The sequence below is a fragment of the Streptomyces sp. NBC_00690 genome, assembly GCF_036226685.1.
In the GTDB taxonomy this organism is placed as follows: Bacteria; Actinomycetota; Actinomycetes; order Streptomycetales; family Streptomycetaceae; genus Streptomyces.
Genome location: NZ_CP109009.1, coordinates 6,999,020 through 7,024,013, shown reverse-complemented (window position 1 = coordinate 7,024,013; position 24,994 = coordinate 6,999,020). Strand labels below are relative to the sequence as shown.

The 24,994-nt window shown below is 68.8% G+C and carries 25 protein-coding genes; 17 read left to right on the top strand and 8 right to left on the bottom strand.

Going from position 1 to position 24,994, the window contains the following annotated elements:
* The first annotated feature begins 16 nt into the window (after positions 1-16).
* The gene (locus OID54_RS30600; protein ID WP_329024798.1) at positions 17-2,119 is read left to right on the top strand and encodes a HelD family protein; all 2,103 of its coding nucleotides are present in this window, start codon (positions 17-19) and stop codon (positions 2,117-2,119) included.
* Positions 2,120-2,132: 13 nt separating this feature from the next.
* On the opposite strand, the gene OID54_RS30595 is transcribed toward OID54_RS30600, so the two are convergent.
* From OID54_RS30595 to OID54_RS30580, 4 genes are all read right to left on the bottom strand, one after another.
* A complete protein-coding gene (locus OID54_RS30595) occupies positions 2,133-3,557 on the bottom strand; it encodes a phytoene desaturase family protein (protein ID WP_329024796.1) in 1,425 nt (474 codons plus the stop codon).
* 224 nt (positions 3,558-3,781) lie between these two features.
* Entirely contained in the window at positions 3,782-4,606 is an 825-nt protein-coding gene (locus tag OID54_RS30590; RefSeq protein WP_329024795.1) for an inositol monophosphatase family protein, read from the bottom strand.
* 186 nt (positions 4,607-4,792) lie between these two features.
* Positions 4,793-4,978: a hypothetical protein gene (locus OID54_RS30585; protein ID WP_329024792.1), complete on the bottom strand. Its 186-nt coding sequence runs from the start codon at positions 4,976-4,978 to the stop codon at positions 4,793-4,795.
* A 993-nt stretch (positions 4,979-5,971) separates the two neighbouring features.
* The gene (locus OID54_RS30580) at positions 5,972-6,496 is read right to left on the bottom strand and encodes a SigE family RNA polymerase sigma factor (protein WP_329024791.1); all 525 of its coding nucleotides are present in this window, start codon (positions 6,494-6,496) and stop codon (positions 5,972-5,974) included.
* 315 nt (positions 6,497-6,811) lie between these two features.
* Between OID54_RS30580 and OID54_RS30575 the strand changes: the two genes are divergently transcribed.
* The 16 genes from OID54_RS30575 to OID54_RS30500 all read left to right on the top strand — a co-directional run bounded on the left by OID54_RS30575 (position 6,812) and on the right by OID54_RS30500 (position 19,841).
* Positions 6,812-8,167: a YcaO-like family protein gene (locus OID54_RS30575; RefSeq protein ID WP_329024789.1), complete on the top strand. Its 1,356-nt coding sequence runs from the start codon at positions 6,812-6,814 to the stop codon at positions 8,165-8,167.
* A 10-nt stretch (positions 8,168-8,177) separates the two neighbouring features.
* Entirely contained in the window at positions 8,178-8,807 is a 630-nt protein-coding gene (locus tag OID54_RS30570; RefSeq protein ID WP_329024787.1) for a TOMM precursor leader peptide-binding protein, read from the top strand.
* Positions 8,804-10,471, top strand: coding sequence for a hypothetical protein (locus OID54_RS30565; protein ID WP_329024785.1), 1,668 nt, complete (start codon positions 8,804-8,806; stop codon positions 10,469-10,471). The genes OID54_RS30570 and OID54_RS30565 overlap by 4 nt, the downstream gene beginning before the upstream one ends.
* Positions 10,468-11,223, top strand: a complete 756-nt coding sequence (locus OID54_RS30560) for a nitroreductase family protein (protein WP_329024784.1) — start codon at positions 10,468-10,470, stop codon at positions 11,221-11,223. The genes OID54_RS30565 and OID54_RS30560 overlap by 4 nt, the downstream gene beginning before the upstream one ends.
* A gap of 34 nt (positions 11,224-11,257) precedes the next feature.
* Positions 11,258-11,440: a thiocillin family RiPP gene (locus OID54_RS30555; protein WP_329024782.1), complete on the top strand. Its 183-nt coding sequence runs from the start codon at positions 11,258-11,260 to the stop codon at positions 11,438-11,440.
* Positions 11,441-11,470: 30 nt separating this feature from the next.
* The gene (locus OID54_RS30550; protein ID WP_329024779.1) at positions 11,471-11,644 is read left to right on the top strand and encodes a thiocillin family RiPP; all 174 of its coding nucleotides are present in this window, start codon (positions 11,471-11,473) and stop codon (positions 11,642-11,644) included.
* Positions 11,645-11,705: 61 nt separating this feature from the next.
* Entirely contained in the window at positions 11,706-11,879 is a 174-nt protein-coding gene (locus OID54_RS30545; RefSeq protein ID WP_329024778.1) for a thiocillin family RiPP, read from the top strand.
* 44 nt (positions 11,880-11,923) lie between these two features.
* A complete protein-coding gene (locus OID54_RS30540; RefSeq protein ID WP_329024777.1) occupies positions 11,924-12,103 on the top strand; it encodes a thiocillin family RiPP in 180 nt (59 codons plus the stop codon).
* A 57-nt stretch (positions 12,104-12,160) separates the two neighbouring features.
* A complete protein-coding gene (locus tag OID54_RS30535) occupies positions 12,161-12,343 on the top strand; it encodes a thiocillin family RiPP (RefSeq protein ID WP_329024775.1) in 183 nt (60 codons plus the stop codon).
* Between the two features lie 257 nt (positions 12,344-12,600).
* Positions 12,601-13,650, top strand: coding sequence for a hypothetical protein (locus tag OID54_RS30530; protein ID WP_329024773.1), 1,050 nt, complete (start codon positions 12,601-12,603; stop codon positions 13,648-13,650).
* Positions 13,647-16,133, top strand: coding sequence for a lantibiotic dehydratase (locus OID54_RS30525; RefSeq protein WP_329024771.1), 2,487 nt, complete (start codon positions 13,647-13,649; stop codon positions 16,131-16,133). Before OID54_RS30530 ends, OID54_RS30525 begins: the two co-directional genes overlap by 4 nt.
* Complete coding sequence (locus OID54_RS30520; protein ID WP_329024769.1) at positions 16,130-17,032, top strand: lantibiotic dehydratase C-terminal domain-containing protein; 903 nt, start codon at positions 16,130-16,132, stop codon at positions 17,030-17,032. Before OID54_RS30525 ends, OID54_RS30520 begins: the two co-directional genes overlap by 4 nt.
* Before the next feature lie 225 nt (positions 17,033-17,257).
* Entirely contained in the window at positions 17,258-18,274 is a 1,017-nt protein-coding gene (locus OID54_RS30515) for an ABC transporter ATP-binding protein (protein WP_329024767.1), read from the top strand.
* A complete protein-coding gene (locus OID54_RS30510) occupies positions 18,271-19,032 on the top strand; it encodes an ABC transporter permease (protein ID WP_329024765.1) in 762 nt (253 codons plus the stop codon). The genes OID54_RS30515 and OID54_RS30510 overlap by 4 nt, the downstream gene beginning before the upstream one ends.
* A gap of 54 nt (positions 19,033-19,086) precedes the next feature.
* Positions 19,087-19,521 carry a hypothetical protein gene (locus tag OID54_RS30505; RefSeq protein ID WP_329024763.1) on the top strand — a complete coding sequence of 145 codons (435 nt, stop codon included), beginning with the start codon at positions 19,087-19,089 and terminating at the stop codon, positions 19,519-19,521.
* Positions 19,518-19,841 (top strand): winged helix-turn-helix domain-containing protein, encoded by a 324-nt coding sequence (locus OID54_RS30500; RefSeq protein WP_329024760.1) that lies wholly within the window; start codon positions 19,518-19,520, stop codon positions 19,839-19,841. The genes OID54_RS30505 and OID54_RS30500 overlap by 4 nt, the downstream gene beginning before the upstream one ends.
* 75 nt (positions 19,842-19,916) lie before the next feature.
* Here the strand turns inward: OID54_RS30500 and OID54_RS30495 are convergent, their stop codons facing one another.
* The 4 genes from OID54_RS30495 to OID54_RS30475 all read right to left on the bottom strand — a co-directional run bounded on the left by OID54_RS30495 (position 19,917) and on the right by OID54_RS30475 (position 24,990).
* Positions 19,917-20,939 (bottom strand): polyprenyl synthetase family protein, encoded by a 1,023-nt coding sequence (locus tag OID54_RS30495; RefSeq protein WP_329024757.1) that lies wholly within the window; start codon positions 20,937-20,939, stop codon positions 19,917-19,919.
* Positions 20,936-21,940, bottom strand: a complete 1,005-nt coding sequence (locus tag OID54_RS30490; protein ID WP_329024756.1) for a terpene synthase family protein — start codon at positions 21,938-21,940, stop codon at positions 20,936-20,938. The genes OID54_RS30495 and OID54_RS30490 overlap by 4 nt, the downstream gene beginning before the upstream one ends.
* A 26-nt stretch (positions 21,941-21,966) precedes the next feature.
* Positions 21,967-23,340, bottom strand: coding sequence for a cytochrome P450 (locus tag OID54_RS30485; protein ID WP_329024754.1), 1,374 nt, complete (start codon positions 23,338-23,340; stop codon positions 21,967-21,969).
* 1,140 nt (positions 23,341-24,480) lie between these two features.
* Entirely contained in the window at positions 24,481-24,990 is a 510-nt protein-coding gene (locus OID54_RS30475) for a flavin reductase family protein (protein WP_329024752.1), read from the bottom strand.
* Positions 24,991-24,994: the final 4 nt, after the last annotated feature.

The window sequence follows — 24,994 nt, the reverse complement described above, 5'->3', positions numbered from 1 at the left end:
CCATTATTCTGCCGGGATGACGCACCCCGACGCATCCGGCCGCCATGCGCTCGACGCCCTCGACGCCCTCGACCGGGAACGTGCCCACCACGACCGATGCCGCGCCGCGCTCACCGCCATGACCGATGACGCCAACCAGCAGTTGGTCATCGGCGAGAACGCCTCGGCTTCCGGCGCGGACGCCGAGGTCCTGGGCTACCAACTGCGCACCCGGGCCGCGGAGTTGCGGGCCATCCCGCCCGGTCCGCTGTTCTTCGGGCGCCTCGACTTCGCCCCGGAAACCACCGCGACGACCGAACACGCCGGCCAGAGCTATCACATCGGCCGGCTGCGCATCACCCCGCAGCCCGGCGAACCACCGCTGGTCCTGGACTGGCGCGCACCCATCTCCCGCGCCTTCTACCAGGCCGGTCCGCAGGACCCCCAAGGCATCGCCGTCCGCAGACGGTTCGGTTGGCGGCCCGGCAGTGCGGGGGACTCCACCGATCTGACCGGTTGGGAGGACGAACACCTACTCGCCGGTGACACCCGCGCGAGCACCCTGCTCACCGAGGAGATCGAGCGCCCGCGGATCGGGCCCATGCGGGACATCGCCGCCACCATCCAGCCCGAGCAGGACCACCTCGTACGGCAGGAACTCGGCGCGTCCCTGTGTGTACAGGGCGCGCCCGGCACCGGGAAGACCGCCGTGGGGCTGCACCGCGCCGCCTATCTCCTCTACGCCCACCCCCAACGCATCCAGCGCAGCGGGATGCTCGTCCTGGGCCCCCACCCCGTCTTCCTCGACCATGTCCGCGAGGTGCTGCCTGCGCTCGGCGAGCACGAGGTGCGGCACTCCACCCTGAAGGACGAGATCGCCCGCCGTCCGGTGGGCGCACAGGACGGCGAAGAGACGGCGGTCGTCAAGCACGACGTCCGCATGGCAGGCGTCCTGCGGCGCGCGCTGTACGCCCGGGTACGGCCCGAGCGCGCCGATGGCCTGGTGGTGAAGGACGGCTCAGCGCGCTGGCGCGTCGCGCCGGAGGAGGTTCAGCACTGCGTCCGAGTGACCCTGTCCGAGGAACTCCCCTACGCCGTGGGGCGGGAGCGGGTACGGACCAGGCTGGTGGACCTCGCCCAGCAGCAGGCCGAGCGGCGGGCCGGGCCCCGTCCTTCCGTCTGGGTGCAGAAGACGACCAGGTCACGGGCCCTGTCCGCACTCCTGGACACGGTCTGGCCCAAGGTCTCGCCCGAGGCGGTGCTGACCGAACTACTGGGCCGGCGGGCGGTGCTGGAGCGCGCGGCCGACAACCTCCTGAGCAAGGAGCAACAAGATGCGCTCCACTGGGCGCACCCCGAGGGGAGGGCCGCGTCGGGACGCTGGACCGCGGCGGATGCGGTGCTCCTCGATGAACTCGCGGGCTTGATCGAGCACCCTCGGGGCTATGGGCACATCGTGGTCGACGAGGCACAGGACCTGTCGCCCATGGAGTGCCGGGCCATCGCCCGCCGTTGTGTCTTCGGCTCGCTCACCGTGCTCGGAGACCTGGCGCAGGGCACGACGCCATGGGCTGCCCGCAACTGGAGCGACACACTGACCCATCTCGGGCGACCGCAAGCCCCGGTCGTGGTGCTGAACACCGGGTTCCGGGTCCCCCGGGGAGTCGCGGAGCTCGCGAACTGTCTGCTGAAGCAACTCGATGTGGCCGTGCCGCCCATGCGCTCACTACGGCGGGACGGTGAGGTGCGGATCGAGCGAGCCGACCGCGGCACAGCCGCAACCGGCAGCGCAGCCACCATGACCGCGGTCGTCGGTGCCGTACGGGCCGCGCTGCTCCGGGAGGGTTCCATCGCCGTGATCGCGGCGGACGCCCAGGTGGGCTTGGTGCGGCAGGCGCTCACGGCTGCCGGGATGGCCGTGCCGCAACCGGGTGCGGGGCAGGAGCGGGTGAGCCTGCTCCCGGCGTCCGCGGTCAAGGGGCTGGAGTTCGACCATGTGGTCGTGGTCGAACCGGCGGCCATCGCACGGGCCGAACGACGCGGTCTCCACCGTCTCTACGTGGTGCTGACCCGCGCGGTTTCACGACTGCACATCGTGCACAGCCAGCCGCTGCCCTGTGCGCTTCCCGATCCGAGCTGAGGTGGTACCGGTGTCAGCGGCGCGGGGCACGGCGCAGTGCACGCCACACTGCTTTGGCCGCGTTGTGACCGGACATTCCATGGACACCCGGCCCGGGCCAGGTCGCCGACGAGCACAGGAACACCGCCGGATGCCGGGTCGCATAGGGGAAGAGCGTGGGTCCCGGACGCAGCAGCAGTCCCAGACCGCCCGTGGTGCCGCACGCGATGTCACCGCCGACGTAGTTGGCGTTGCGCGCGGCGAGTTGCGGCGGTCCGGCCGTGGCCCGGGCCAGTACCCGATCGCGGAACCCCGGTGCAAAACGCTCGATCTGCCGCTCGACGGCATCCGTGAGGTCTCCCTCCCAGCCGTGGGGGACGTGTCCGTACGCCCAGAACACCTGCCGACCGGCCGGAGCGCGGGACGGATCGACCAGACTGGGCTGGGCGGTGATCAGGAACGGCTTGCGGGGTGGGGTGCCGGCCACGGCCTGGTTCAGCGCGGCACCAATCTCGGCGCTGGACGGGCCGATCTGCACGGTGCCTGCCCGGCGCGCCTCCGGTGCCGTCCACGGCACCGGCCCGTCCAGGGCATAGTCGATCTTGAAGACGCCTGCGCCATAGCGGTACCGGTCGAAGGCACGACCCAGCCCGGCGATGCGTGCGAGTGCCGTGGGTGAGGTGTCGAAGACATAGGCCCGGGCGGGCGGGAGATCATCGAGCCGCTTGACCTCGAAGCCGGTGTGCACCGCGCCCCCGAGGTCTTCAAGATAGGCGGTGAGCGCATCGGAGATGGCTTGCGAGCCTCCCCTCGGCAACGGCCAACCCTTGTCGTGCGCGGCGAGGGCGAACAACAGGCCCACCCCGCTCGTGGCCACTCCGTTGAGCGGGGCGATGACGTGCGCCACCAGACCCGCGATCAGCGCCCGCGCGCGGTCGTCCTGGAAGCGGCGCATCAGCAGGGTGGAGGGGGTCAGACCCACGCTTCCGAAGCGGGCCAGTTGCCAGGGGTGACGCGGCAGTGTGGTCAGTGGCAGTGCCATGAAGTCCTGGGACAGTGTGTCCCAGCGCCCCAGGAAGGGGGCCATCAGCCGGCGGTACGTTCCTGCGTCACGGGCTCCGAAGGACGCGGCGGTCTCGGCGACCGACCGGGAGAGCACCGCCGCGGTGCCGTCGTCGAAAGGATGCGCCATCGGCAGTTCGGGGTGCAGCCATTCCAGGCCGTAGCGCGCGAGCGGCATGCGTCGAAAGGCCGGGGACCCGATGCCGAGCGGATGCACCGCCGAACACGGGTCGTGGCGGAAACCGGGCAGGGTCAGCTCTTCGGTGCGGGCACCACCCCCGACGGTGTCCCGCGCTTCGAAGACCTCGACGGAGAATCCTCGGCGGGCCAGTTCGACGGCGGCGGTCAGTCCGTTGGGGCCCGCCCCCACGACCACGGCATCGAGCATCGACGACACGTTCGGGCTCCTTCGTCAGACGACGGCAGGCCACCAGGATATTCCGCCGGGTGTCAGCGGGTGGGGACCGGTGGCGCGGACGACTGCCCACGTCGGCACGGACCGTGAGTGCCGACCCGGGTATCGGACCCTCAAGGGCGGCGCCGCCGGGGGCAGGCAGTGCCTGTACCGCCGGTCGGCCGCGCCGATCCTTCCTGCAACTGACCTGGCGCGCCGCCTTCGGGCTATCCGGAGGCCAGCAGGCCGCGGATCCGCTCCGCGACTGCGGCGGTGCGTGCGGCGGTGAACGGCAGGGCGTTGGGGCCGCCGATCCGGAACCTCTCCCCCGCCAGGGTCAGCTGTGCTCCCTGGGCCTCCTCCACCAGCAGCAGCCCGGCAGCGTGGTCCCACGCCTGCTCCCAGGAGAACGCGACCGCGTCGAGGTCTCCCCGGGCCACGGCCAAGTACTCCAGTCCGGCCGACCCACAAGGGCGCGCGGCGACCCCTTCGGTGTTCAGACCGAGGAGTGCCCGCTTCTGGGCGTCGGTGGTGTAGTCGGGGTGGGACATGGCCACCCGGAGCACGGCACCGGGCGCCGGCTCACCCGGAAGCAGGGGCACACCGTCGAGCCGCGCGCCCTTTCCCCGTACCGCGATCGCCATCTCCTCGCGTACCGGTGCATAGGTCCAGGAGGCGAACACCTCGCCCTGCACGGCGAGGGCGACCAGGGTGCAGAACCCGGTCTCACCACGGACGAACTGACGGGTCCCGTCCACCGGGTCGACGATCCACACGGGGGCGTCACGCCCGAGGGCCTCGTACACCGAGGGGTCGGCGTGCACCGCCTCCTCACCGACGACGACCGAGCCGGGCAGGATCGCGGTGAGGGAGGCGGTCAGATGCTCCTCGGCCTTGCGGTCGGCGATCGTCACCAAGTCGTGCGGACCACTCTTCTCGACGATCTCGTGCGTGGCCAGCTGCCGGTAACGGGGCATGATCTCGGCAGCCGCGGCCTTGCGAATCGCCTCTTCGACAACGGACAGGTCCCCAGCGAGAAAGTCATCGATCATAGGACCAGCTAAGCACGGGCACCGGGAGGCCCGACGCCGGGTCCGATTCGAAGCCGCAGGTCGAGACGACGGCACGGGCCCTCGGGTATCGGCCCGGGAAGCGCTTCCACCGGGAGACGGCCGTGCCGGGGGCCATCCCCGCCGGCGTACGCCTTGCACAGGCCCGGGCGATCACCAGGGACCAGCTCAGGGCTGCCGAGGGTCGATCCCGAATGCGTCGTGGAACAGCGCCGTGATCGCGGTCACATCCTCGACGAACCGGACGACCTGCTGCTGCGCCCGCCCGACCCCTTCATCCCGGGCAGCCGCGACGACCCAGCTCGGGCACGACCAGCCCAGATCGGTACGCGGATGGCGATTTCTCTCATTCAAAGCCTTCCGGCGCCCGATTGGCAGCATCACGGATCTCCTGGAGGAGTTCCAGGTCGCTCAGTCGAGGAGGCGGGGCCGGGGCCGAACACAGGAGTGTGTGCAGGGCGTCGCGAAGCGATTCGGAAGCATCCCGGTCGCTTTCCGAAGTGTGATCTCGCCCGACTTCACTCATGACTCAGTCCCATGGAGATAGTGACGCAGACAGTTTGGCTCGACCAGCATATGCAGAACTCATCGAGCCTCACTGGAATCCTGGCAAGGTTCCCTTTGGATATCTTCTGGCAAATACCGCAGAGTTGATGCCGTACATACCCCAGCAAGATTGCCGGGCGGTCAGATCTTTGGCAAGGGCGTCGTCCGATCGCAGATTGAACCGGCGCCCAACCCGCATTTCCACATCATGGGGTCATGCGCGTCATCCCCGTGGAATTCGGTGGAGTAGAACATGCTGATCAGACCCCTGCCGTCAGGTCTGGTCCAGCCACCGCAGGGCAGTGGATCCGTCCGTCGTTGTGATCGGTCCCCTTCGCACCGCACCCGTCCACTCGGCGGGCGACCGGACCCGCCCCGGTCGGGACCCGTCGAGCTCACGCGTGCAGACCGAGCTGCCGCGTCGGGCGGGGACACGGTCGACGACAGCAGCGTGGTCGACTCCGCACGACCGGCCCGGGTGGACAATCCGCCCTACGTCATTGGAGGGAGTGCGGGTTCCAGATGGTCGTTGCCATTGCACAGGGGAACCGAGCGGGCGCACCCGAAACCCTTCCCCTCCCCCGGCGCGAGTTGCGGTCGGCACGACACGCGCCGGGGGGGTGGAAGATGCACGGGGAGCACACGGTTGGGCGCGCTACCAGTCATGCTCCGTCTCAGGGTGGGGAGCGGGAGGTCGCCGTCGACTCCGCTGAGGGTCAATCCACTGCCAAAACGCTTCACCAGGTGGTGCAGGGAAGCTCAAGGAAGATGGGGCGTCGCCGGAGTGCGGAGACGTCGAGTTCACACTGAGTCGTCCTCTCGCAGCGGGGCGCCGAGGCCGCCGAGCCGGTCCCGCAGGATCCGGAGCGCTCGCGAGGTGGAACTGCGGACAGTCGAGGCGGAGCAGTCCATGATCCGCGCGACGTCGTCGATGCTGAGGTCCTCCCAGTAGCGTAAGTAAACGAGACTTCGCTGCCGAACGGAGAGTGCTGACAACGCCTTGAGGAGGACGAGCCTGTCCCCGACCCGCGTTGCGTCCTCCGGCTCGGGCACCGGTTCGGGTACCGAGTCCTGGAGCAGTTCGCGGGTCCAGCGGTGCCTTCGTCGTTCATCGATAAACAACCGCACCATCACCGTGCGGGTGTAGGTACACAGAGCATCGTGGCGTTCCAGCCGCTCCCAGCTCCGATACAAGGCGATCAGCGTCTGCTGCACAAGATCGTCAGCGGCGAACCAGTCCCCCACCAGCACAAAAGCGTTGCGTCTGAGTGTTGGGCGAGCCCCCACGACGTACCGTGCGAAGCCTTCCTCACGCGCCTCGTCCAATCCGTTCACCCCCGGTTGAAAAAATTCCTTCGTCTCAGCGAACAGCGTCCTGACCTGTCCAACACGTGTAGAGGTCTGGAGGCGATCGTAACGGTCGGAAATCCGGGCCCTCGCGGCGCCCAACGGAGTCAAACACGTCGCCTGCGCTCTCGCTAGTGGTCCCAAAGCAACATGTTTTGCAAATGTTCCAGCCATGGTGTGAAGCGGAGTTGCACCGTCCAGAACAAGGGATTTCCTGTTGCGGTCTCAACGGATGCAAATTGGAAGAGGTCTCGGCGACCCGGCCGGATTTCCGATCACCGAGGAGGGTGAGGAATGACGACACTCCAGTCGACGCCCCAGGGCGTCGCAGTCCCCGAGTCCCTGCGCCGGATCGGGCAGTTGGTGTCGCCGTACGGGCTGGTGTCCCGGCTCACCTGGCTGCCCGTCACCGAGGGGGAACCGGATTTCGCGGTCTACACGGGATCGCTCGGCAATCCCGGGGCCGTCTTCGCCACCCAGACGGAGTGGAAGCACGAAGCCTCCTCCGGCAACTTCGACGGTGCCGGCGGCGCCCTCGACCGCGAGACGGCGGCGCACCTCGCGACCGCGGAATCGCTGGAACGGTACTCGTCGTGCGCCTGGTCGCCCGAGGACATGATCTGGGCGACGGCCGAAGAACTCGGCGATGACGCCATACCGCCCTGGGAGTGGCCGAACCTCTCGGCCACCGAACTGGCCGATCCCCGCTGCGGTCTGGTGCCCACCGACCCGCGGATGCCCCTGCGTTGGGTCGAGGGCTGGTCCTTCGCACGAGGCCGGAAGGTGTACGTACCGGCCGTCCTGGTCTATCTCAAGTGCACACCGGATTCGATCGCCGAACGCTTCGTGCACCCGGTCTCCACGGGGTGCGCAACCCACGCGGACCCGTTGGCAGCCGTGGCGAACGGACTGACGGAGGTCGTCGAACGGGACTCGATCGCCCTGACCTGGCTCCAGCGCCTACGGCTGCCCCGACTGGAGTTCGAACCCTCGGACCTCGCTCCCGAGCACCGGGCGTTCGTCGAACGTGCGGCCAACGAGAACATCCGCACCCTGCTCTTCGATGCCACCACGGACCTGGGCATCCCCGTCATCTACGGTGTGCAACTCGCCGACCACGACGCCGATCTCGCCCAACTCGTCGTCGCCACCTGCGACACCGACCCGGGCAAGGCCATCGCCAAACTGCACCGCGAAGCCGCCTCGCTGCGCATCGCGCTCCGCTCCCACGCCAGCCGTCACACAAACCCGGACGACCAGAAGGACATCGTGAGTGTGATCGGCGGCGCACTCCTCGCAGGCAAGCCCGACAAGCGCGATCGGTTCGACTTCCTGCTGGAGGGTGATCGCCCGGTACGGCGGTTCGCCGATCTGCCGCGACCGCCGCAGGGTGCGCAGGAACTGCCCTGGCTGCTCCAACGGTTGTCCCGGGCGGGCTGCGAAGCCGTGGTCGTCGACATCACGACCGACGAGGCCCGGCAGGTGGGGGCGACCGTCGTACGGGTCATGGTGCCGCAGTTGATGCCCCTCTCCTTCGCCCACCGGGCCCGCTACCTCGCGCATCCGCGTCTGTACGACGCCCCTCGCGCAATGGGGCACCCCGTGCACGACGAGGCAGGCATCAATCCCAATCCGCAGCCCTTCGCCTGAGGTGGGTGTCATGAACCGTCAACTGCTCATTCTCGCCTCCGGGGCGTTCGGCAAGGACGTCGCACAACGCCTGCAACACGACCCGCAGCAGACCAGGCACGACATCACCGTGCTGGAGATGGACAACGGAACCCATCCGAGCCTTTGGCCCCGCGCCGATCTGATCATGGTGGCCACCGCCCAGGAGCGGCCCCGGATCAACGAGGCGACGGACCGGGCCGCCTTCGCCTGGGGCACGCCCTGGTTCGGGGTGCACACCACGGCCACCGAGGTGTTGTGCGGGCCCGTGGTGATACCCGGCCGCACGGCCTGCCACCAGTGCTACGACCGGCGCCGCAACCAGCACAAGCGGACCGAGCACCCCGCCGCAGACACCGGGGACCGCTACCCGAGCGGCTATCCGGTGCATCACGTGGGGATGGCCGCCGCCTTCGCCCGCCAGGCGGTGGCGGAGGCGCTGCGTCCGGCCGAGGACGACGAGCCGATCGGCGGCACGGTACGGAAGTTCGACCAGATCACCGGCGCCACCAGCAGGGCCACCGTCACCGCGGTCCATCGATGTACGCGATGTCGTACCGCGGCCACGAGCGACGACCTGTGGGGTCAGCTCGCCGCGATCGACGAAGGGCGGACAGTGTGAACGACCGATCCATGATGACGGCCGAGACCGTCGGCTCCGCCGCACGGTTCGACCCACAGCTGCGGATCCCCCTTCGGCCGCGACTGCGCCGGGGCCTCGTGATCAGTACCGAGGCCGACCAGGTGGTCGTGACGGGCCCGCCCAAGAAGCAGCTCTTCCGCGGCAGATCCGCCACCCAGATGCTGCCCCGGCTGCTCGACCTCCTCGACGGCGAACGCACCCACGACCTCCTCGCCACGGAACTCGGGTTACCCGAAGAGGTCGTGTTCAAGGCGCTCTCGCTCCTGTGGACCTGCGGTGTCATCGAGGAGGGCCCGCCCCGGGACGCCCTGCCGGAGGGCGCCACCGACATCGACGACCGCCTCGCCGACTATCTGTCCCGGGTGGGCAGCGCGACCGAGGTGAATCCATGCTGGGAGCAGGCCGCCGCCCGGTTGCACCACGCCCGGATCGAACTTTTCGGCGACCCGACGCTGTGTGCACTGCTGCGGGACGAACTCGCCGGCTCCATGCCGGTCACTGTGGGTACGGGCGATGCCCCAACCGAACGCGCGACCCTCGTGGTCTGGGCCGACACCGGTGCCCGAACTCCGGGCGGGACCAGTGCGGGCAGCGCCCGGCACACCCTGGCCGAGCACTGCTGGAACAAGGGCGTCCCATTGCTGCGGCTGAGCGTGCACGGTCGGCGCGCCGCACTGGGGCCCCTGGTCGACCCCAGCTCGACGCCGTGCCTCGACTGCCTCACCGCCGTCGACGAGCACGGGGACGACGACCGTGCGCCGATCGACGGTGACCACCAGCTCGCCGCCTCGCTGTTCGCCCGCGATGTGTTCTCCGTGGTCTCCCGGACGACGCCCTCCCCGCTGCCGATGCGCTGGAGGTTGCTGGACCTCGAAACCCTCAGCCAGCGGGACACCTCATCCGCGACCCGGCCCGGTTGTCGACGCTGCTCGGTCTCCGAAGGGCCGCTGGTGGAACGCGCCGCACCGGCCACCCGGTTCGAGGCTTCGGTCGCCATGCCGCCGAAGGAGTTCGCCGACATCAAGGCGCACCAGATGCACTACAAGCCGTCGAATCTGGCGCTCCAGCGCGTCTCGCGGACCTGGCCGGTCGCTCCCGCCGTCGCACTGCCGACGCCCGAGCACGACCGGCTCGACGGCGGCCCGGGCCGGGCGGCGACGACCGCGCCCGGACTGAACACCCTGTCGTTGCTCCTGTCCGTCACCGCGGGCATCAAGGCCGACTACCCCGACAAGGTGGCCCGTTGGACGGCGAGCGGCGGCAACATCGGGTCGGTGACCGCGTACACGGTCATCCGGGACGTCCCGGGCATCGACCCCGGCATCTACGGCTACGTCCCCGCCGAGCACCGGCTCGCCCGACTGTCCACCCGCTCCGACGCGGTCCCAGGTGACCAGCCGCTCAGCATCGTGTTGACCGGAGACTTCCCGAAGGTCGCCCGCAAGTACTCCGCCTTCGCGCTGCGGATCGTGCTGCTCGACAGCGGCTGTGCCCAGGCCACCGCCCGCGAGGCCGCCCATGTCCTCGGTGTCGGTTTCGCGTTGCGTCCCCGCTGGGACGACGACGCCATCGCGGCGGCGCTCGGCATCAACCCCGACATGGAACCGATCACGGCCGTCATCGACCTGGGAGGCGCCATATGAGCAGCCCGCACGACCTCGCTGCGGAACTCCTCACCGCCTTCAGGTCGCCGGCTCCCGTCGCGGGCACCGCCACCGCGCCGCAGTCCACCCGGCCCGGGCCCCAGCCGCCCGTACCGTTGGGTCCGCCGGTCCGCTTCGACGCCGGGCACCGGGACAGGGCACCCCTGCTCAGCGTGTTGCAGCAGCGGCGCTCCATACGGTTCTTCGACCCCGGACAGATCGATGCCTCACTCGTGGCCGACGTGGTCGCACGGGGCATCGAGGCGGACCGTCAGACCTGGCCGGAGGAGTCGGAGCAGCTACCGCTCCAGGTGAGTGTGGTGGCCTTCAGGCTCTCGGGTCTGGAGCCGGGAATGTACGGCCTCGACACCGTCGGCGACACGGCACGCTCCTACGTCCCGGTCGCACCGCTGCCGGAAGGCGAAGCCCTGCACAGCCTGACGGTGCAGCGGGAGTTCTGTGACTCTCCGGCCATCATCTCCTTCGCCGCGGACCTCGACCGGGCCAGTGACCTCTACGGTGCGCACGGCTACCGGACGTTGATGACCCGCACCTCGGCAGCCGCGTACACGATGTGGCTCGACGCCGTGGCCCTGGGTCTCGTCGGCACCGTCTTCGCGGGGTTCATCCCCGCCTCCGTACGACTGCCGCTGCGCAGTGACGGGGCCAGCCGGCATCAGCTCTTCGCCCTGGCCCTGGGTGGTGCACCCGTACCGCCCCCCATAGCTCCGGAGCCGACCGGCGACCGGTGATCCAAGCACCAAAGCAACAGAAGGAAGTGATCCGATGACCGACGCCAACGCGTGGGAACTGGACCTCCACAGCATCGACCTGGGTGACGACCTGTCCGTCGAGTACGTCCCCGAGGGCGTGGCGCTGGCCACCTACAGCACCACCTCCAGCGCGACCACGGCCAGCTGCCCCATCAGCAGTGCGTCGACCGTCATGACCGCCGCATCCGCGGGCTGACCGGCCCCACCGGAAGAACGGAAGCACACCATGCCCGAACTTGAGCTCTACGCCCTCGACGACATCCTGGACGACTCCATGGAGTTGGAGACGCTGGCGGAGGGCAATGCCCTCGCGTCGGTGTCCACCGCGGGAACGGCCAGCTCGGCGTCCTGCCCGGCGACCACCGCCTCCTCCTTCACCTCGTTCTCGACCTACACCTGACAGGCCCGCGCGGTTTCGCCGCGCACCCCATCCAGCACCCCGTTCGAAGGGAAAACGATCCATGGACACCAACGAGGCCGCATTCGACCTCTATGCCCTGGACGGCGACATGACCGTCGAGGAACTGCCGCAGGGCAACGCGCTGGGCTGCTGGTTCACCGCCGCCACGGCGTCGACCGCCTCCTGCCCGGCGACCTCGGCCTCCTGCGTCGGCACCGCCTCGACCTTCGGCTGACCGTCCTCGCACGGTCACGACCGCTCTCAGAAGGGACGTCCTCCATGGGCGAGCACAGCACCGAAAAGGCCATCGACCTGTACGTCACGGAAGACGAGCTCCTCGTGGAAGAGCTGCCGCAGGGCAATGCCCTCGGCTCCTTCTCCACGGCCACATCGGCGAGTTCCTTCTCCTGCCCGGTCAGCTCGGCCAGCAGCGCCACCACGGCCTCCTGCGTCGGCTGATCTGCTCCAGCCACCTGGAAGTCGGCCACACGAATCAAATGGAAGAGGTGACACCTCATGAACGAACTGCAAGTCGAGCCGTACGCGTTCGACCTGTACGCCCTGGAGGGCGAACTGTCGGTCGAGGAGCTGCCGCAGGGCAATGCCCTCGGCTCGTTCTCCACGGCGACGTCCGCCGCGTGCCTGTCCTGTCCGGTCAGTTCGGCCAGCAGCGCCACCACGGCTTCGACGTACGGATGACCGGACCCGGCAGGCGGTGCCGTATGGGCTGACACCGTTCCAGCATCTGCCCGCCGGGCTCGGCTCCTCCCTTCCAGCGGCGTCGTCACCGGCGCCGCTGGAAGGCGGCTTTCTCATTTCGAAGCATCGTGCACGCAGGGCCCGGGGTCAACGTGTCGCGGCGCATGGCCCCCTGGGCGTCCAGGAGTACAGGAGAGGTAGAGAAAGTGATCAGTTCGCCACCGAAGCTCCGAGACGAGCTGGAGGTCATCCGTGGAATGGACGACATCCCTCTGATCTTCGATCCGGTCACCGGCAACTACCATCGCATCACCCGTGCCGGCGAAGTCGTCCTGACCTTTCTGGACGGCACCCGCACGCGTGAGGACCTCGTCGTCCTCCTGTCGCGCGCCGACGAGGCGCGGGCCGAGGCGCTCACCGGTCAGATCGACACCTTTCTCGCCGCCCTGGACAAGAGCGGCCTACTCGAAGGCTCCGCGCTCCCGGAGAGGCCCCAGGAGTCGGGCCGTGTGCGCACCTCGATGCTGATGCCGCGCATCGTCCTCACCCGCTCCCTTCCGCGCTTGCTCGAACCCCTGGCCGCCGTCCTGCGCAGGATGCCCCCGAAGCTGCTGGTCCTGATCACCGCATTCTGCGCGCTGGTGGGCTACTCGTTCGGCTTCCACACCCTCTTCACCGCCATGCCACCGGCCGAGGACCTCGCCGGGCCCGCGTTCCTGATCGCCACCGGTGTGATGCTGCTGTACGTGCTGTTGCACGAGTCCGCCCATGCGCTGGTCGCCCAGATACTGGGAACGCCCGTACGCGGGTTGGGAGTGGCGCTGCTCTTCTACTTCGTGCCCGTCGCCTATGTGGACCGCACGGACGCCTACCGCTTCCGCGGGCGTGGCGGCCGGGTCGTCCTGGCCATGGCCGGTGTCATCAGCGACGGTGTGTTCTGCGGGCTGTCGGCCGTCCTCGCCCTGAACTCCAGCGGACTGCTGCGGGACACTGCTGCGCTGCTGCTGGGCATGCAACTCCTGATGCTGATCGTCAACCTCAACCCGTTGATGCCCAGTGACGGATACACCGCGATCGAAGCGGCGAGCGGACTCACCAATGCCCGGGCGCGCGCCTTCTCCCTTCTGCGGCACACCATCCGCCGTCAAGAGCTCCCCGCGCACCTTGCCCAACTCGGCACCGCGGCCCGTCGGGGCCACATGGCGTACGGGGTCTTCTCCGTGATTTACGTCTGCCTTCTCGCCTACGCCATGTTCCACGCCGTCCCCGTCACCGTGGACCTCTCCCTCTCGGCGGTGGGCCGATGACCTCCTTCATCGTCTCGCCGGTCGTCCTCACCCGGGTGGCGGGGCTGCCGTCCGAGGCCCTCGATCTGGTCACGCCCGCCACGCGCAAGCTGCTCGCCGAACATGGCGCCGCAGCCCAACGGCTCGGCACCCTGGCGCCCGAACTCACCGATGTCCTCTTCGCGCTCGTCCCCGGACTCGATGACGACGTACCGCTGCGCCGGAAGGTCCTCGCCGCCAAACGATCGGTCAACCGGTTGGATCCGCTGCCGTGGGACACGGACGTACGGAGCCGGGTGGCGGCGCGGCTTCCGGTCGATGCCGCGCCCCTGCTGGACGAATGGGGGCGTCTCGTCGACGAACAGCGCGGTGTGCTGGCGCAGTTGGGTGCCCAGCTCGCCCAGGACCGGGAGCACGCGGTGCAAGCCCTGCACCTGGCCCTGCTGCCAGGCGGCGACCCCGCGGGCGGGGTGGCGGAGTGCGGCTTCGCCGAGTCCTTGGCGATCGCCGCCCCCGACTGGGTGCGACACCGCGACCGCAAGGCCCGGTCGGCGAAGAAGCTGAAGACGCTGTACTCGTACGTCGCCCGCGCCGCCGTCAAGACGAGCCCCTTCTCCGGTCTGACCACCGTGGGAGAAGCCGGGGTGGAGGGTTCGGGCCGGGGGCTGAGCCGTACCTCGGCGACCACCGCGTATCTGGCGCTGCGCCGGCTGGCCCATGACCCGGCGACGGCCGGACTGCTGCGCTACCGCGTCGCGCCCGTACACCCCGGTACCCCCACCGAGCCCGAAGGGCTGCTGCTGCACGGCGAGGTGACCATCACCGAGGGCGTCGTCTGGCGCAACGACCGGGTGGTCGAGGCCGACTACGCCCTGCCTTCGATGACCCCTGGGCTACGCTCCGCCACGACGTTCGACGAACTCCTCACCGCCGTCGGCGGTGCCCGGCCGTTCACCCGGTTCGTCCGGTTGCTCGACGCCGGCATCGTGCAACCCGTGCCGCCCTGGGCCAAGGGCGAAGCGCCGTTCCCCGCGCTGTGCGCGCTACTGGAGAACGACGCGAGCGCCTCCCCGATCCCGCGCCGCGATCTCTCACTCGCCCACCGCCTCGGTGACGGCGCGAGTCGGGCGGACACCGAGGGTCGGATCACCGCCGCCACCGAACTCCGGGACCTCACCGCCGACTGGAACGAACACCGGGACCGGGGCGAACGCAAACCCAGCGGGCTGATCTACGAGGACCGGGAGACGGGCCTCGACCTCCCCGACCCCTTGAGCGTGCCCGAGGTCCGGGCGGACCTCACGGCACTGGGCGAGCGGGTGCGGCCGTATCTGTTCCGATCGCACCTCTACGACTTCCTGTTGGAGGGCTTCACTGCGGAGTTCGGCGCTGGCGGGGTCTGTCGTGACCCGTTGGGGTTCTTGATGCGACTCACCGTCGACCGGGACGCCAATCCGCCGCTGGATCGGGCCCTGTTCGCCGATATGACGAGCAGGCGCGACCCCGGGGACCGGGCCTGGCTTCCGGTGGGACCGACCAGCGCCCCGCCGAATGCGGGTGTCTTCTTCCAGGTGGAGGCCGCGAGCCGGGCCGACGCCGAGGCCGGTCGGCATCAACTCGTCGTCAACCAGTACGGCGCGGGCACCGGCGCCCTGTTCAGCCGCTTCAGCCGACTCCTCGGCGATGGTTTCCGTGACCGGCTCACCGCGTACCTGGACCAGTGCTGGCCCGGTGTGTCCTGCCGCGAGCTGGTGGTGTGGACCGACTGCAACACCGTGCAGTCGGAGTGCGGTGGGCTGTTGCCCCCGTTGGTGCTGCCGGGCGAGGTGGAGGCCGCGAACGGGATCACCCTGGACGACCTCGCGCTCGTCCATGATGCCCATACCGACACGCTGTCCCTGTTCGACCGGCACGGCGACCCGGTCGGTCTGGCCTATCTGGGGCTCATCCCCCAGCATCTGCTCCAGTCGTACGTACGACTGCTCGCGATACTGGCCGACCCCTGGGTGAACGGGTCGCCGCACTCCGACTACACGATGACGAAGGCGCACGAACTGGGCCCGCTCTGTGGTGACGGCGTGGCCGAACTGCCGCGTGTCACCGATGGTCCCGGCGGCCGGCTGGTCACGCGCCGCGCCTCGTGGATCGTGCCCGCAGCGGCGATCCCCCGACCGGAGGGCGGCGAGTCGGACGAGGCCGCCCTCGCCGTTCGGCTCGATGACTTCCGTCGTGAGCACGGCATCCCCGAGGAGGTCTTCGTCCATCAACTCGGCGGAGCCGGGGGCGCCCTCGGTATGTCGGCCGACCGCAAGCCCATGTGGGTTTCCCTGGCCTCGCCGCTCTCGGTGGGAGTACTGCACCACTGGCTCAGCCCACAGACCAGCCATCTACGGCTCGTGGAGGTGCTTCCCGAGCGTTCCCTGCACTCCCAGCGCGACGCACTCGGCCGGCCCAGGGTCACCGAGCACGTGGCACTGCTGGCCTGGCCCGAGGAGACCCGATGACGCCGATGACCCCGCTGCCGCTCACACAGGATCGAGCGGAGCATGCGGACGGGGTGCGGGAGACGGACTGGTGGTACGTCCGCGCCTACCCCGGGGACCAGGACTCGATGGACGACGCCACCCGGGTACTGATCCCGTGGCTGGCCGCCCGAGCAGTCGAAGAAGACGCCCCCGCCTGGTTCTTCACCCGCTACTGGGACATGAGCGGCCACCATCTGCGGCTCCGTCTCGCCTGCTCGGCCGACGGGATCGATCGCATCCACGATCGTCTGCCCGAACTTGTGGTGCTGCTGAACTCGCTGGACAGGCCCGGCCCTGCGGAACGCCTGGTACCGGGCTCGGTGCCGCAGGGCCTCCCGCGGGTCAAACTGGCCCGCACCTGCCTCTACGCACCGGAGTTGGCCAAGTACGGAGGTGCGCAGGGGGTGAGCAGGGCGGAACAGTTGTTCACGGCCTCCTGCCGCTGGTACGACGACCAACGGATCGGCGCTCTCCCTCCGCTGTACGAACGGGCGGCCCTGGCCGTCTCGTATATGCGCGCCCTGGTCGGAACGGCGCTTCCCGAAAGCCAGGCGCGGAAGGGTTTCTGGACCGCCCATCGTCGGCAGTGGGGACGGCAGTTGAGGATGGCCGCGCCGGTTCAGGACGAGCTGCGCGGGCTTCTGTCCCGCGCGGCCAAGGGTGTGGGCGAAGCCTCGCAGAGCCTTGGTGAACCACTGCGGGAGAGCGTGACGACGCAGGTCGCGACGGTCGTTCGAACCCTCGACGCGGCGGCGCTCGACAACAACCCGGTGCGGCGGGAGGTACTGCTCCTCAACTATCTGCACATGGACCTCAACCGCTGGGGCTTCGTGCCGGCCGAGGAGAGTCTGCTCGGGGTGCTCGCCTCGGCGGAGTGACGGGCCCTCAGGAGGTGGCGCCGCGCCTCGATCGCCTGCTGCCCGGCGCTGCCTCCACCTGGGCCGTGGCCCTTCCGCGCCCGATCAACTGCCCCCGCAACAGCACTGCTTGCCCACATCGCATCCACTTGACGACTTGGAAAGTGGATGCCACGATGGCAGCTGAAATGAACAGCAGTGCGCATGCTCGGACCTCGGCGGTATCCGATGAGAGGCAGATGCGGAATGGCTGAACAGAGCCCGTCCCACGACGCGGCGATCCTGCTCCAACACGTCATCAAGCGGTATCCGGGCCCTCATGGAGACATCGTGGCCCTCGCGGGGATCGACCTCTCCGTGCGTCAAGGGGAGATCTTCGGCCTGCTCGGCCCCAACGGAGCAGGCAAGACCACCACCATCGAGACCCTCGCCGGTCTGCGCCGCCCCACGAGCGGTACGGTCCGGGTCCTCGGCCACGACCCCGTCACGGAACGCGATGAGATCCGCAAGTGCGTGGCGATCCAGCCACAGCACGCGGCCGTGTTCGAGCAGCAGACGGTGGCGGAGCTGCTCAGGGTCTGGGCGTCCCTCTACCCCGACCCCGAGACCCCCGACGCCATCATCGAGATGATGGGCTTAACGGCATCGCGCGATGTCCGGGTGTCCAAGCTCTCCGGCGGACAGCGCCAACGGCTCCTCGTCGGGACGGCCCTCATCTCGCGTCCGCGCCTCCTGGTGCTCGACGAGCCGTCGACGGGCATGGACCCCAACGCCCGTCAGGAACTGTGGGATGCGGTGCGCACGCACCGCGCGTCGGGCGGCACCGTACTGCTGTCGACGCACTCGATGGAGGAAGCCGAGATGCTCTGCGACCGGGTGGCCGTATTGCACCAAGGGCAGGTCGCCGCCTGTGGGACCCCGCAGGACCTGATCAACACCCATGCACCGGACCGCGAGGTGCACTTCACCGTGCCGGTCGGCACCGACCTCGCACAGTTGCGATCCACCCCCGGGGTGTCCCACGTCGACACCCACGACACGGGCGCCGACACCAGGGTCGTGGTGCGCACGAGCGACTCCGACGCGGCTTTCGGCCTGCTCGCAGGTCCGCTCGGAGCCCGCCACATCCAGATCAAGGAAGCCGGTCTCGAAGCGGTCTTCCGCATCCTCACAGGAGTCGACTTCCACGAGGCGAACAGCACGGACCAGTCCGCCGAGCACGACGGCTCGCAGCCGACGAAGTCCGAAGGAGTGATGGCATGAAGTCCTCGCCCGCGCGTGAGTTGGCCCTGATGCACGGCCGGGAACTCGTCCGTGACCCCAAGTACTTCTACTTCGCCCTCTTCTTCCCGTTCGGGATGCTGGCCATCTTCCTCAGTCTTGGATTCGCCATGCCGGACGACCCCGACGCCCCGGACTTCCTCCAGTTGGTCTTCCCGATGTCGATCTTCCTGGCCGTGACCAGCGCCGCGCTGACCGTCACCGCCGGACCGCTGGCGAGCCTACGCACCAAAGGCACCCTCAGGCTGCTGGGCACCACCCCCGTGGGGCGGGCCCGGCTGATCTACACCCATATGATCGCCAGGATCCTCATGGTCACCGCCCAGGCGGCGGTCCTGCTCGCGTTGGCGGTCTCCCTCGGCAAGGTGGAGCTGAGCCGGCTCCCCGCGCTCTTCGGCATCGCGCTCCTCGGCCTCGCCATGTTCGGAGGCATCGGCTATCTGATCGGCGGGCGACTGTCCTCACCGGACGCCGCCACGAACGTCGGTACGCTCGTGCAGTTGGCCGCGCTGTTCCTCAGCGGCCTCGCGTTCCCCCTGGAGCTCATGCCCGACACGGTCCGCACCACCTTGAGCATGCTGCCCACCTCGTTCTTCGCGGACCTCATGCTCACACAGATGTCCGAGGGCGACGCACTGCATCCGATCTGGCTGTCCATCCTCGTCGTCGTCGCCACCACCGTCGTGGTGGTCTTCCTCGCCGTGCGCACGTTCAAGTGGGACCAGGGCGAGACGGCATGAGCACCGGCGTGCGACCGTATTCTCTTGTTCCAGTACCGCCAGGAGGGTGTCACGATGGATAAGAAGGAAGCTCGGGAGTCCCTTGCGTCCGCGGACGTACTGGCGAACCGGATGCAGGGGCAGCGCCCGCGCCCCGGCCTCATCGTGTTCCTGCTCGGAGTGGCCATGCTGGTGATGACGGCTGCGTACGGCCTGTTGGTGCAGCCCGACCATCCCTACGCCGTGCCAGCGGTCCTGCTCGTTCCCTTCTTCGCCCTCGTGATCTACACGGCGACCCGTCCGGTCCTGCCCCGCCACCACCGGATCAAGTACGCCGCCACCACCGGGATCGGTGCGGCCGTCTACTCGCTCACCGTCACCCTCGGCTCGGCCTTCTTCTCCGGCGAACCGCTGTGGTGGCTGCCCGGCGCGGTGTTGTGCAGCGTGCCCTTCTTCGTGATCGGCGTCCTCGACCGCCAGGCCGCCCACACCCCCGTGGTCGGACCGTGACACATCCACGCAAGTCCCTCGACACGTTCATCCACGCCCCGGTGCGCTTCTCCATCGCCGCGGCTCTGGCCTCGGTCGACGAAGCCGACTTCAGGACACTGCGGGACACGATCGAAGTCACGGACTCCGCCCTGTCCAAACAGATCGCCCTGTTGGAGCAGGCCGAGTACGTGAAGGTCCGCAAGGCATTCGTCGGCAAACGGGCGCGGACCTGGCTCTCCCTCACCCGCAAGGGCCGTACCGCGTTCACGGGCCACCTCGCCGCCTTGCAGGAGATCGCCGCGTGGGAGCCCGAGCGGGCGGACGAACTCAGCAAGTGAGCGGCGGTGCCCGTGCGGTGTGGTGTTGCTCCACCGCAGGGCACCCCCATCGCCCGGCCATCGACCGGTCTCACCTCACTTGCGGCGCTCGGTGATGATGTGAGCGAGCGAGAAGAGTTGTCGGGCACCCTCGGGAGCCGGGTCCGCGGCGGCCAGCGCGGCAAGGGCCTCTTCGCGTTGCCGTTGTGCCTCTCGCTCCGCCCACGCCCGGCCGCCCGCCCGGTCGACCAGGTCGACGGCCTCACACACCTGGGCCTCGGTCAACGGTCCGTCGTCGTCCAGATACAACGCAGCCAGTCGCCGGGCCTCGGGCCCATCCGCCGAGAGCGCCGCCACGACCGGCAGCGACTTCTTGCGGCGACGCAGATCCGCGCCGACGGGCTTGCCTAACTCGGAACTACGGCCCCAGATGCCCAGCAGGTCATCGACGAGTTGGAAGGCCAGCCCGACATGGTGGCCGAACCGACGCAGGGCCTTGATCTGCCCGGTCTGGGCGCACGCTGCCAGGGCGCCGAGTGCGCAGGCGCTCGCCATGAGCGCGGCCGTCTTCCCGGCCGCCATCGCAAGGCACTCATCCAGACTCACGTCCGTGCGCTGCTCGAAGGCCAGATCCGCCCCCTGCCCGGAGACCAGGCAGAGCAGGGCGTCAGTGAGCTCCTGGAGCATGGGCGGCGCTTCGGCCAGCCCTTCCATCGCCACGACGAGCAGTGCGTCGCCGGTCAGTACGGCCTGCGCATCTCCGAAGTGGGACCAGACGGTGGGCCGACTGCGACGGGTCTCGTCCCGGTCCATGAGGTCGTCGTGGAGCAGGGAGAAGTTGTGGACCAACTCCACACCGGCCGCTGCGGCCACAGCCTGGTCAGGCACCCCGCCCATGGCCGAGGCGGAGGCGAGGACGAGTGCACCGCGCATCCCCTTGCCCCAGTCGCCGGCGGCCGGGTTGCCTCCGCCGTCCTGCCAGCCGAAGTGGTACTCCGCAACAGAACGGCTCGGTTCCGGAATCCTGCTCACGGCCTTGCGCAGGACGGGCTCGGTCAGCTGCCGTGACCGACACAACACTTCCCATACGTCGGATTCCGAACGGCCCGGCACGGTCACCGGCCCGCTTCCATCAGCGCCGCCTCCACATAGGCGGTGGGGCCGCCCTTCGGGAGTCCGCTCGTATAGCGCTCGGTTCTTCGTGACCAGTCGAGGTTGCCCCGCATCCACGACCGCATCCCCGCCAGCGTGGGATCCAACCACAACGCATCTCCGGGATGGCGCCGCAGCAGAGCCTTCTCCGCGGTCAGGAAGGCGTCCGTACGTGCGGAGACGGCGGCGCACACCTCCGCCGTCGCCCGGGATTCGTCCAACCGCCGGTGGTGACCGACGACGTGCACCAGGTTGTGGATCTCGCCCAGCGAGCGTTCCTTTGGGTACGAGTACACGTCGTTGACCCAGCACACCACGTCGCAGGCGGCATCCAGGGCCGCGCGGAAGGCGGGACCGCGGTGGCACGCGGCGGGGACCTCGACGTTCGCGACGATCTCGATGAGGTCCATGCAGACGTAGATGGCACCGGTGTGACGCCGGTTGGCTATGTAGGACTCCTCGGACGGAACGGTTCCGCGGACGCGATTCTCGGCCTCCCAGAGGGTGGCCGTCGCCAGGCACTGCTCCAGGTGGTGGACAAACCTGCCTCGCCAGGCCGTCGACGTCCGGGCGGCCGTGCGCCGCCATAGATCCATCAGCGCGGAGGCGACGGGTGAGGTGAGTGAGTCACCCGCCACCGGTAAGGTCGCGTCGTCGTTCAGGATCTTGCGCATCAACCCAACGGCCTGTGCCATGCGTTCCGGAGAGCGACCGAAGGAACCGTCGTCCAGTTGGTCGTCGACCAGAAAGAGCCAAGCGAACCAATCCGCCATCAGATCGAGCGCGTCCGCATCGGCCGTCGGATGCACGAGCGCGACGAACCATCCGAAGTCGGCCCGTTCGAAGCGCTCGCGCGCCCGGGCACTGCGTATCAGACCGTGGTCCCGTGTCCAGACGGCCAGGTGCTGGCGGGCCTGGTCCACATGCGGGCTGACCGAGAAGGGGAACGGACAGACAATGTCGATCAAGGAGACTCCAGGGACGGGATGGGAGGTCAGCGACACGCAAGACGGAGGTGGATGCCGCCCCGCGGATGCAGCGTGATCAGCGGTTCCGGCGCTACGAGCGGCGCACCCGGGGGCAACAGCAGCCGATGGCCGCGCGCCACCGTGGCCAGTGCCAGGGTGAGTTCGGCCAGCGCGAAGTGCTTGCCGATGCATACGCGTCGACCGCTGCCGAAGGGGATGTACGCATGCTTCGGACGGGCGGCCACCCGTTCAGGGGTGAAGTTCTCCGGATCGAAGGTCTCCGGATCGGGCCAGAACTCGGGGTGCCGGTGCAGCAAGTAGCTGTTGATGAGGATGTTGCTACCTGCCGGGATGCGGTAGCCGCCGACGATGTCCTCTTCGCACACGTGCCGCATGGTCTGGTACGCGGGAGAGTAAATGCGCAAGGTCTCGTCGATGATCATTCGGGTGTAGGTGAGCCGCGGCAGATCGTCGAATCGCGGAACGCGTCCGGCGAGTACCCGATCCACCTCCTCGTGCAACCGTTCCTCGATGTGAGGGTGTCGGGCCAATAGGTAGAAGGCCCAGGACAGGGTGTTGGTGGTCGTCTCGAAGGCCCCGATGCAGAGGTTGAGGACCTCGTGGTGCAGTTGCTCCGGTTCCATGACGCTGCCGTCGTCGTCCGTGCTGTGCATCAGCAGCGACAACAGGTCCGGCGACTGGGACTGACTTGGATCGGATCCCTCGGTGCGTTGACGGATCACACCGGAGACGAAGCGGTCCATGTCATCGATGGCGCGGTGTAGTCGGCGACGACGCAACGTCGGCCAACTGAGCGGAGGGAAGGGAAAGCGGAAGAAGGAACCGAGTACGTCATTGGCGGTGGCGAAGGCCCGCTCGAAGCTCTGGGCGGCGGCGCTCACATCGGCACTGAACAGTGAGCGGTTGACGATCCGCAGCGCCAACTGTCCGACCTCGTCGGTGATGTCCAACAGTGCGTCAGCCGCCGAACGGCGGTCCCAGCGATCCAGCATCCGCACCGTCTCGTCCGTCATGTTCTCGGTGAATCCGGCGACGGTCCGCGGTGTGAACAGCGGTGCCATCATGCGCCGTTGGCGGCCCCATCGTTCCTTGTCGGCGATGGCGATCAGACCGTCGCGAAGCACCGGTCTGACCACCTTGAAGATGGTTGCGTTCTTGTCGTAGCGCTGTTCGCCGTCCACGAGGATGTGCTGGATGTGGTCGGGGTGGTTGGCGAGCACCATCGGTAAGCCCAGGGGGCGAAACCGAAAGAGGTCGCCGTGACGGTTGACATTGTCGGCGAGAAAGCCCAGTTGGTCACGTCTGAAGGCGAGGGCTCCCCCGAGCAGGTCCCGGGAACCGGCAGTGGGGAGTTCTCGTGGGGTGGTGGTACGGGGCATGGGGTCAGCGACTCCCTGGGGTTGGTGGATGCTGTGCACAGCAACGCAGCGAAATCGACGGAAAGGTCCGGGCGAGGGCGACTACATCGTGGGGCGCAGGTGTTCACACCCGCACGGGGATGCGTCAGGCGCCCCAGGTCGGTCGATGGGTCCTTGCAGACACGTCGCCATGAGGTGCGGCAGGCACGGAGTGTTGGGAAGCGGAGGGGGGGCCGGCGCAACCGAAGGTCTGGTGGGAGCGGGCCCGTAGGACGCCTTCCGGTCCCGGCTGGGAGCGGCCGGAACATGACCCCGTGCCTCCCCGTTCCGCGTCATGGCGGCCAGCGTCTCCGAACGGCCCCTGGCCCCTGCGCAGAGGCGCGCCCAGCTCCCGTCGAACCGGCCCCCCACGTCGGCTGACCACGCGGGTGAAGCGGCCGTGCCAACGATCGCCGTTGGAGCACGGGCATGGCGTGCAAGATGGGTTCACACCCCTTTGCACCAGCCCCGATCACACCGCTCCCTGCGGTGGGGAAGTCGTCCCGTCGTCCACCTGTCCCCCGATGCCCCCACTCACTGGATCGAACAGCCATGCGATGTCGACTCGATCATCCTTCCCCGAACAACCCCTTCGGGCGAGATGTGTTCAGGCCACGTTCAATCGATGACACCGCATGGCCACCGGTGGCCATGCCGAGAAGCCCAGAATCCGCCGGAGGTCGGGGGTGGGGAACGGTGGCGCGGTGAGGGAGGCCGTCCGATGCTCCTCGGCCTCGCGGCCGGCGATCGTCACCACGTCGTGCGGACCAGTCCTCTCGACGGTCTCGTGCGTGGCCAACTGCCGCTAACGCGGCATGATCTCGGCGACCGGGGCCCTGTGCATCACCTCTTGGACAACGGACGGGTCCCCTGCGAGGAAGTCATCGGGCAGAGGACCCGGTCAAGGTGCGTGGCGGGGGTCCGGCGCGGCCGTCGCGCGATCGAGCCCCGGCCGGGCACTCGGGTGGGAGTGCCCGGCCGGAGAATGGTGGCGCCCGGCCATCGGCTGGTGGTCAACGGCCCTAGCCCCGTTCATCAGCGGATCGCGTCCGATGGGGGCGGCGCCCTGGGCCCTGGTCCGTTGGTGCGCGGACCCGGAAGCTTGGGAAGTGCTCCCCAGGGTCAGACGGACATCCGGAAGTCCCGGCGGTACCACACGAGCGGCGATGCGGTGACCCCGTGCCCCCTCATCTGAGTGAGCTCACCGACCAGCAGCGTGTGGTCGCCCACGGGTATCCGGCTGCTCGCGGAGCACCTGAATGCGACTGACACATCGGTGAGATAGGGGACCTTCGAGTCGCCCCAGTCCCCGATGGACACACCGGCAAACCGGTCCACACCGGAACTGGCGAAGGTCCGGGCCAGCTCTCGATGACCGTCTCCGAGGACGTTGACGGTGAATTCGTCGGCTTCGGACAGCGCCGGAAAACAACTGGACGTACGTGACATGCCGACGAGGAGGAGCGGCGGCTCCAACGAGACGGAGGTCACCGAACTGGCGGTGAACCCCCAGGGGCGCCCCTCGGCGTCCCGCGCAGTGACGATGGTCAACGGCGCGGCGAGCAACGACATGGCATCGCGGAACTCCTCGCTCTCCATGGCCTGCGGACTTCCCTTGACCTGGGTGCTCACCACA

Excerpts from the sequence above, each read along its gene's own strand:
- OID54_RS30600 (WP_329024798.1), top strand. The coding sequence starts at position 17 with ATGACGCACCCCGACGCATCCGGCCGCCATGCGCTCGACGCCCTCGAC.
- OID54_RS30590 (WP_329024795.1), bottom strand. The coding sequence starts at position 4,606 with ATGATCGATGACTTTCTCGCTGGGGACCTGTCCGTTGTCGAAGAGGCG.
- OID54_RS30575 (WP_329024789.1), top strand. The coding sequence starts at position 6,812 with ATGACGACACTCCAGTCGACGCCCCAGGGCGTCGCAGTCCCCGAGTCC.
- OID54_RS30570 (WP_329024787.1), top strand. The coding sequence starts at position 8,178 with ATGAACCGTCAACTGCTCATTCTCGCCTCCGGGGCGTTCGGCAAGGAC.
- OID54_RS30560 (WP_329024784.1), top strand. The coding sequence starts at position 10,468 with ATGAGCAGCCCGCACGACCTCGCTGCGGAACTCCTCACCGCCTTCAGG.
- OID54_RS30555 (WP_329024782.1), top strand. The coding sequence starts at position 11,258 with ATGACCGACGCCAACGCGTGGGAACTGGACCTCCACAGCATCGACCTG.
- OID54_RS30550 (WP_329024779.1), top strand. The coding sequence starts at position 11,471 with ATGCCCGAACTTGAGCTCTACGCCCTCGACGACATCCTGGACGACTCC.
- OID54_RS30545 (WP_329024778.1), top strand. The coding sequence starts at position 11,706 with ATGGACACCAACGAGGCCGCATTCGACCTCTATGCCCTGGACGGCGAC.
- OID54_RS30540 (WP_329024777.1), top strand. The coding sequence starts at position 11,924 with ATGGGCGAGCACAGCACCGAAAAGGCCATCGACCTGTACGTCACGGAA.
- OID54_RS30535 (WP_329024775.1), top strand. The coding sequence starts at position 12,161 with ATGAACGAACTGCAAGTCGAGCCGTACGCGTTCGACCTGTACGCCCTG.
- OID54_RS30530 (WP_329024773.1), top strand. The coding sequence starts at position 12,601 with ATGGACGACATCCCTCTGATCTTCGATCCGGTCACCGGCAACTACCAT.
- OID54_RS30525 (WP_329024771.1), top strand. The coding sequence starts at position 13,647 with ATGACCTCCTTCATCGTCTCGCCGGTCGTCCTCACCCGGGTGGCGGGG.
- OID54_RS30520 (WP_329024769.1), top strand. The coding sequence starts at position 16,130 with ATGACGCCGATGACCCCGCTGCCGCTCACACAGGATCGAGCGGAGCAT.
- OID54_RS30515 (WP_329024767.1), top strand. The coding sequence starts at position 17,258 with ATGGCTGAACAGAGCCCGTCCCACGACGCGGCGATCCTGCTCCAACAC.
- OID54_RS30510 (WP_329024765.1), top strand. The coding sequence starts at position 18,271 with ATGAAGTCCTCGCCCGCGCGTGAGTTGGCCCTGATGCACGGCCGGGAA.
- OID54_RS30505 (WP_329024763.1), top strand. The coding sequence starts at position 19,087 with ATGGATAAGAAGGAAGCTCGGGAGTCCCTTGCGTCCGCGGACGTACTG.
- OID54_RS30485 (WP_329024754.1), bottom strand. The coding sequence starts at position 23,340 with ATGCCCCGTACCACCACCCCACGAGAACTCCCCACTGCCGGTTCCCGG.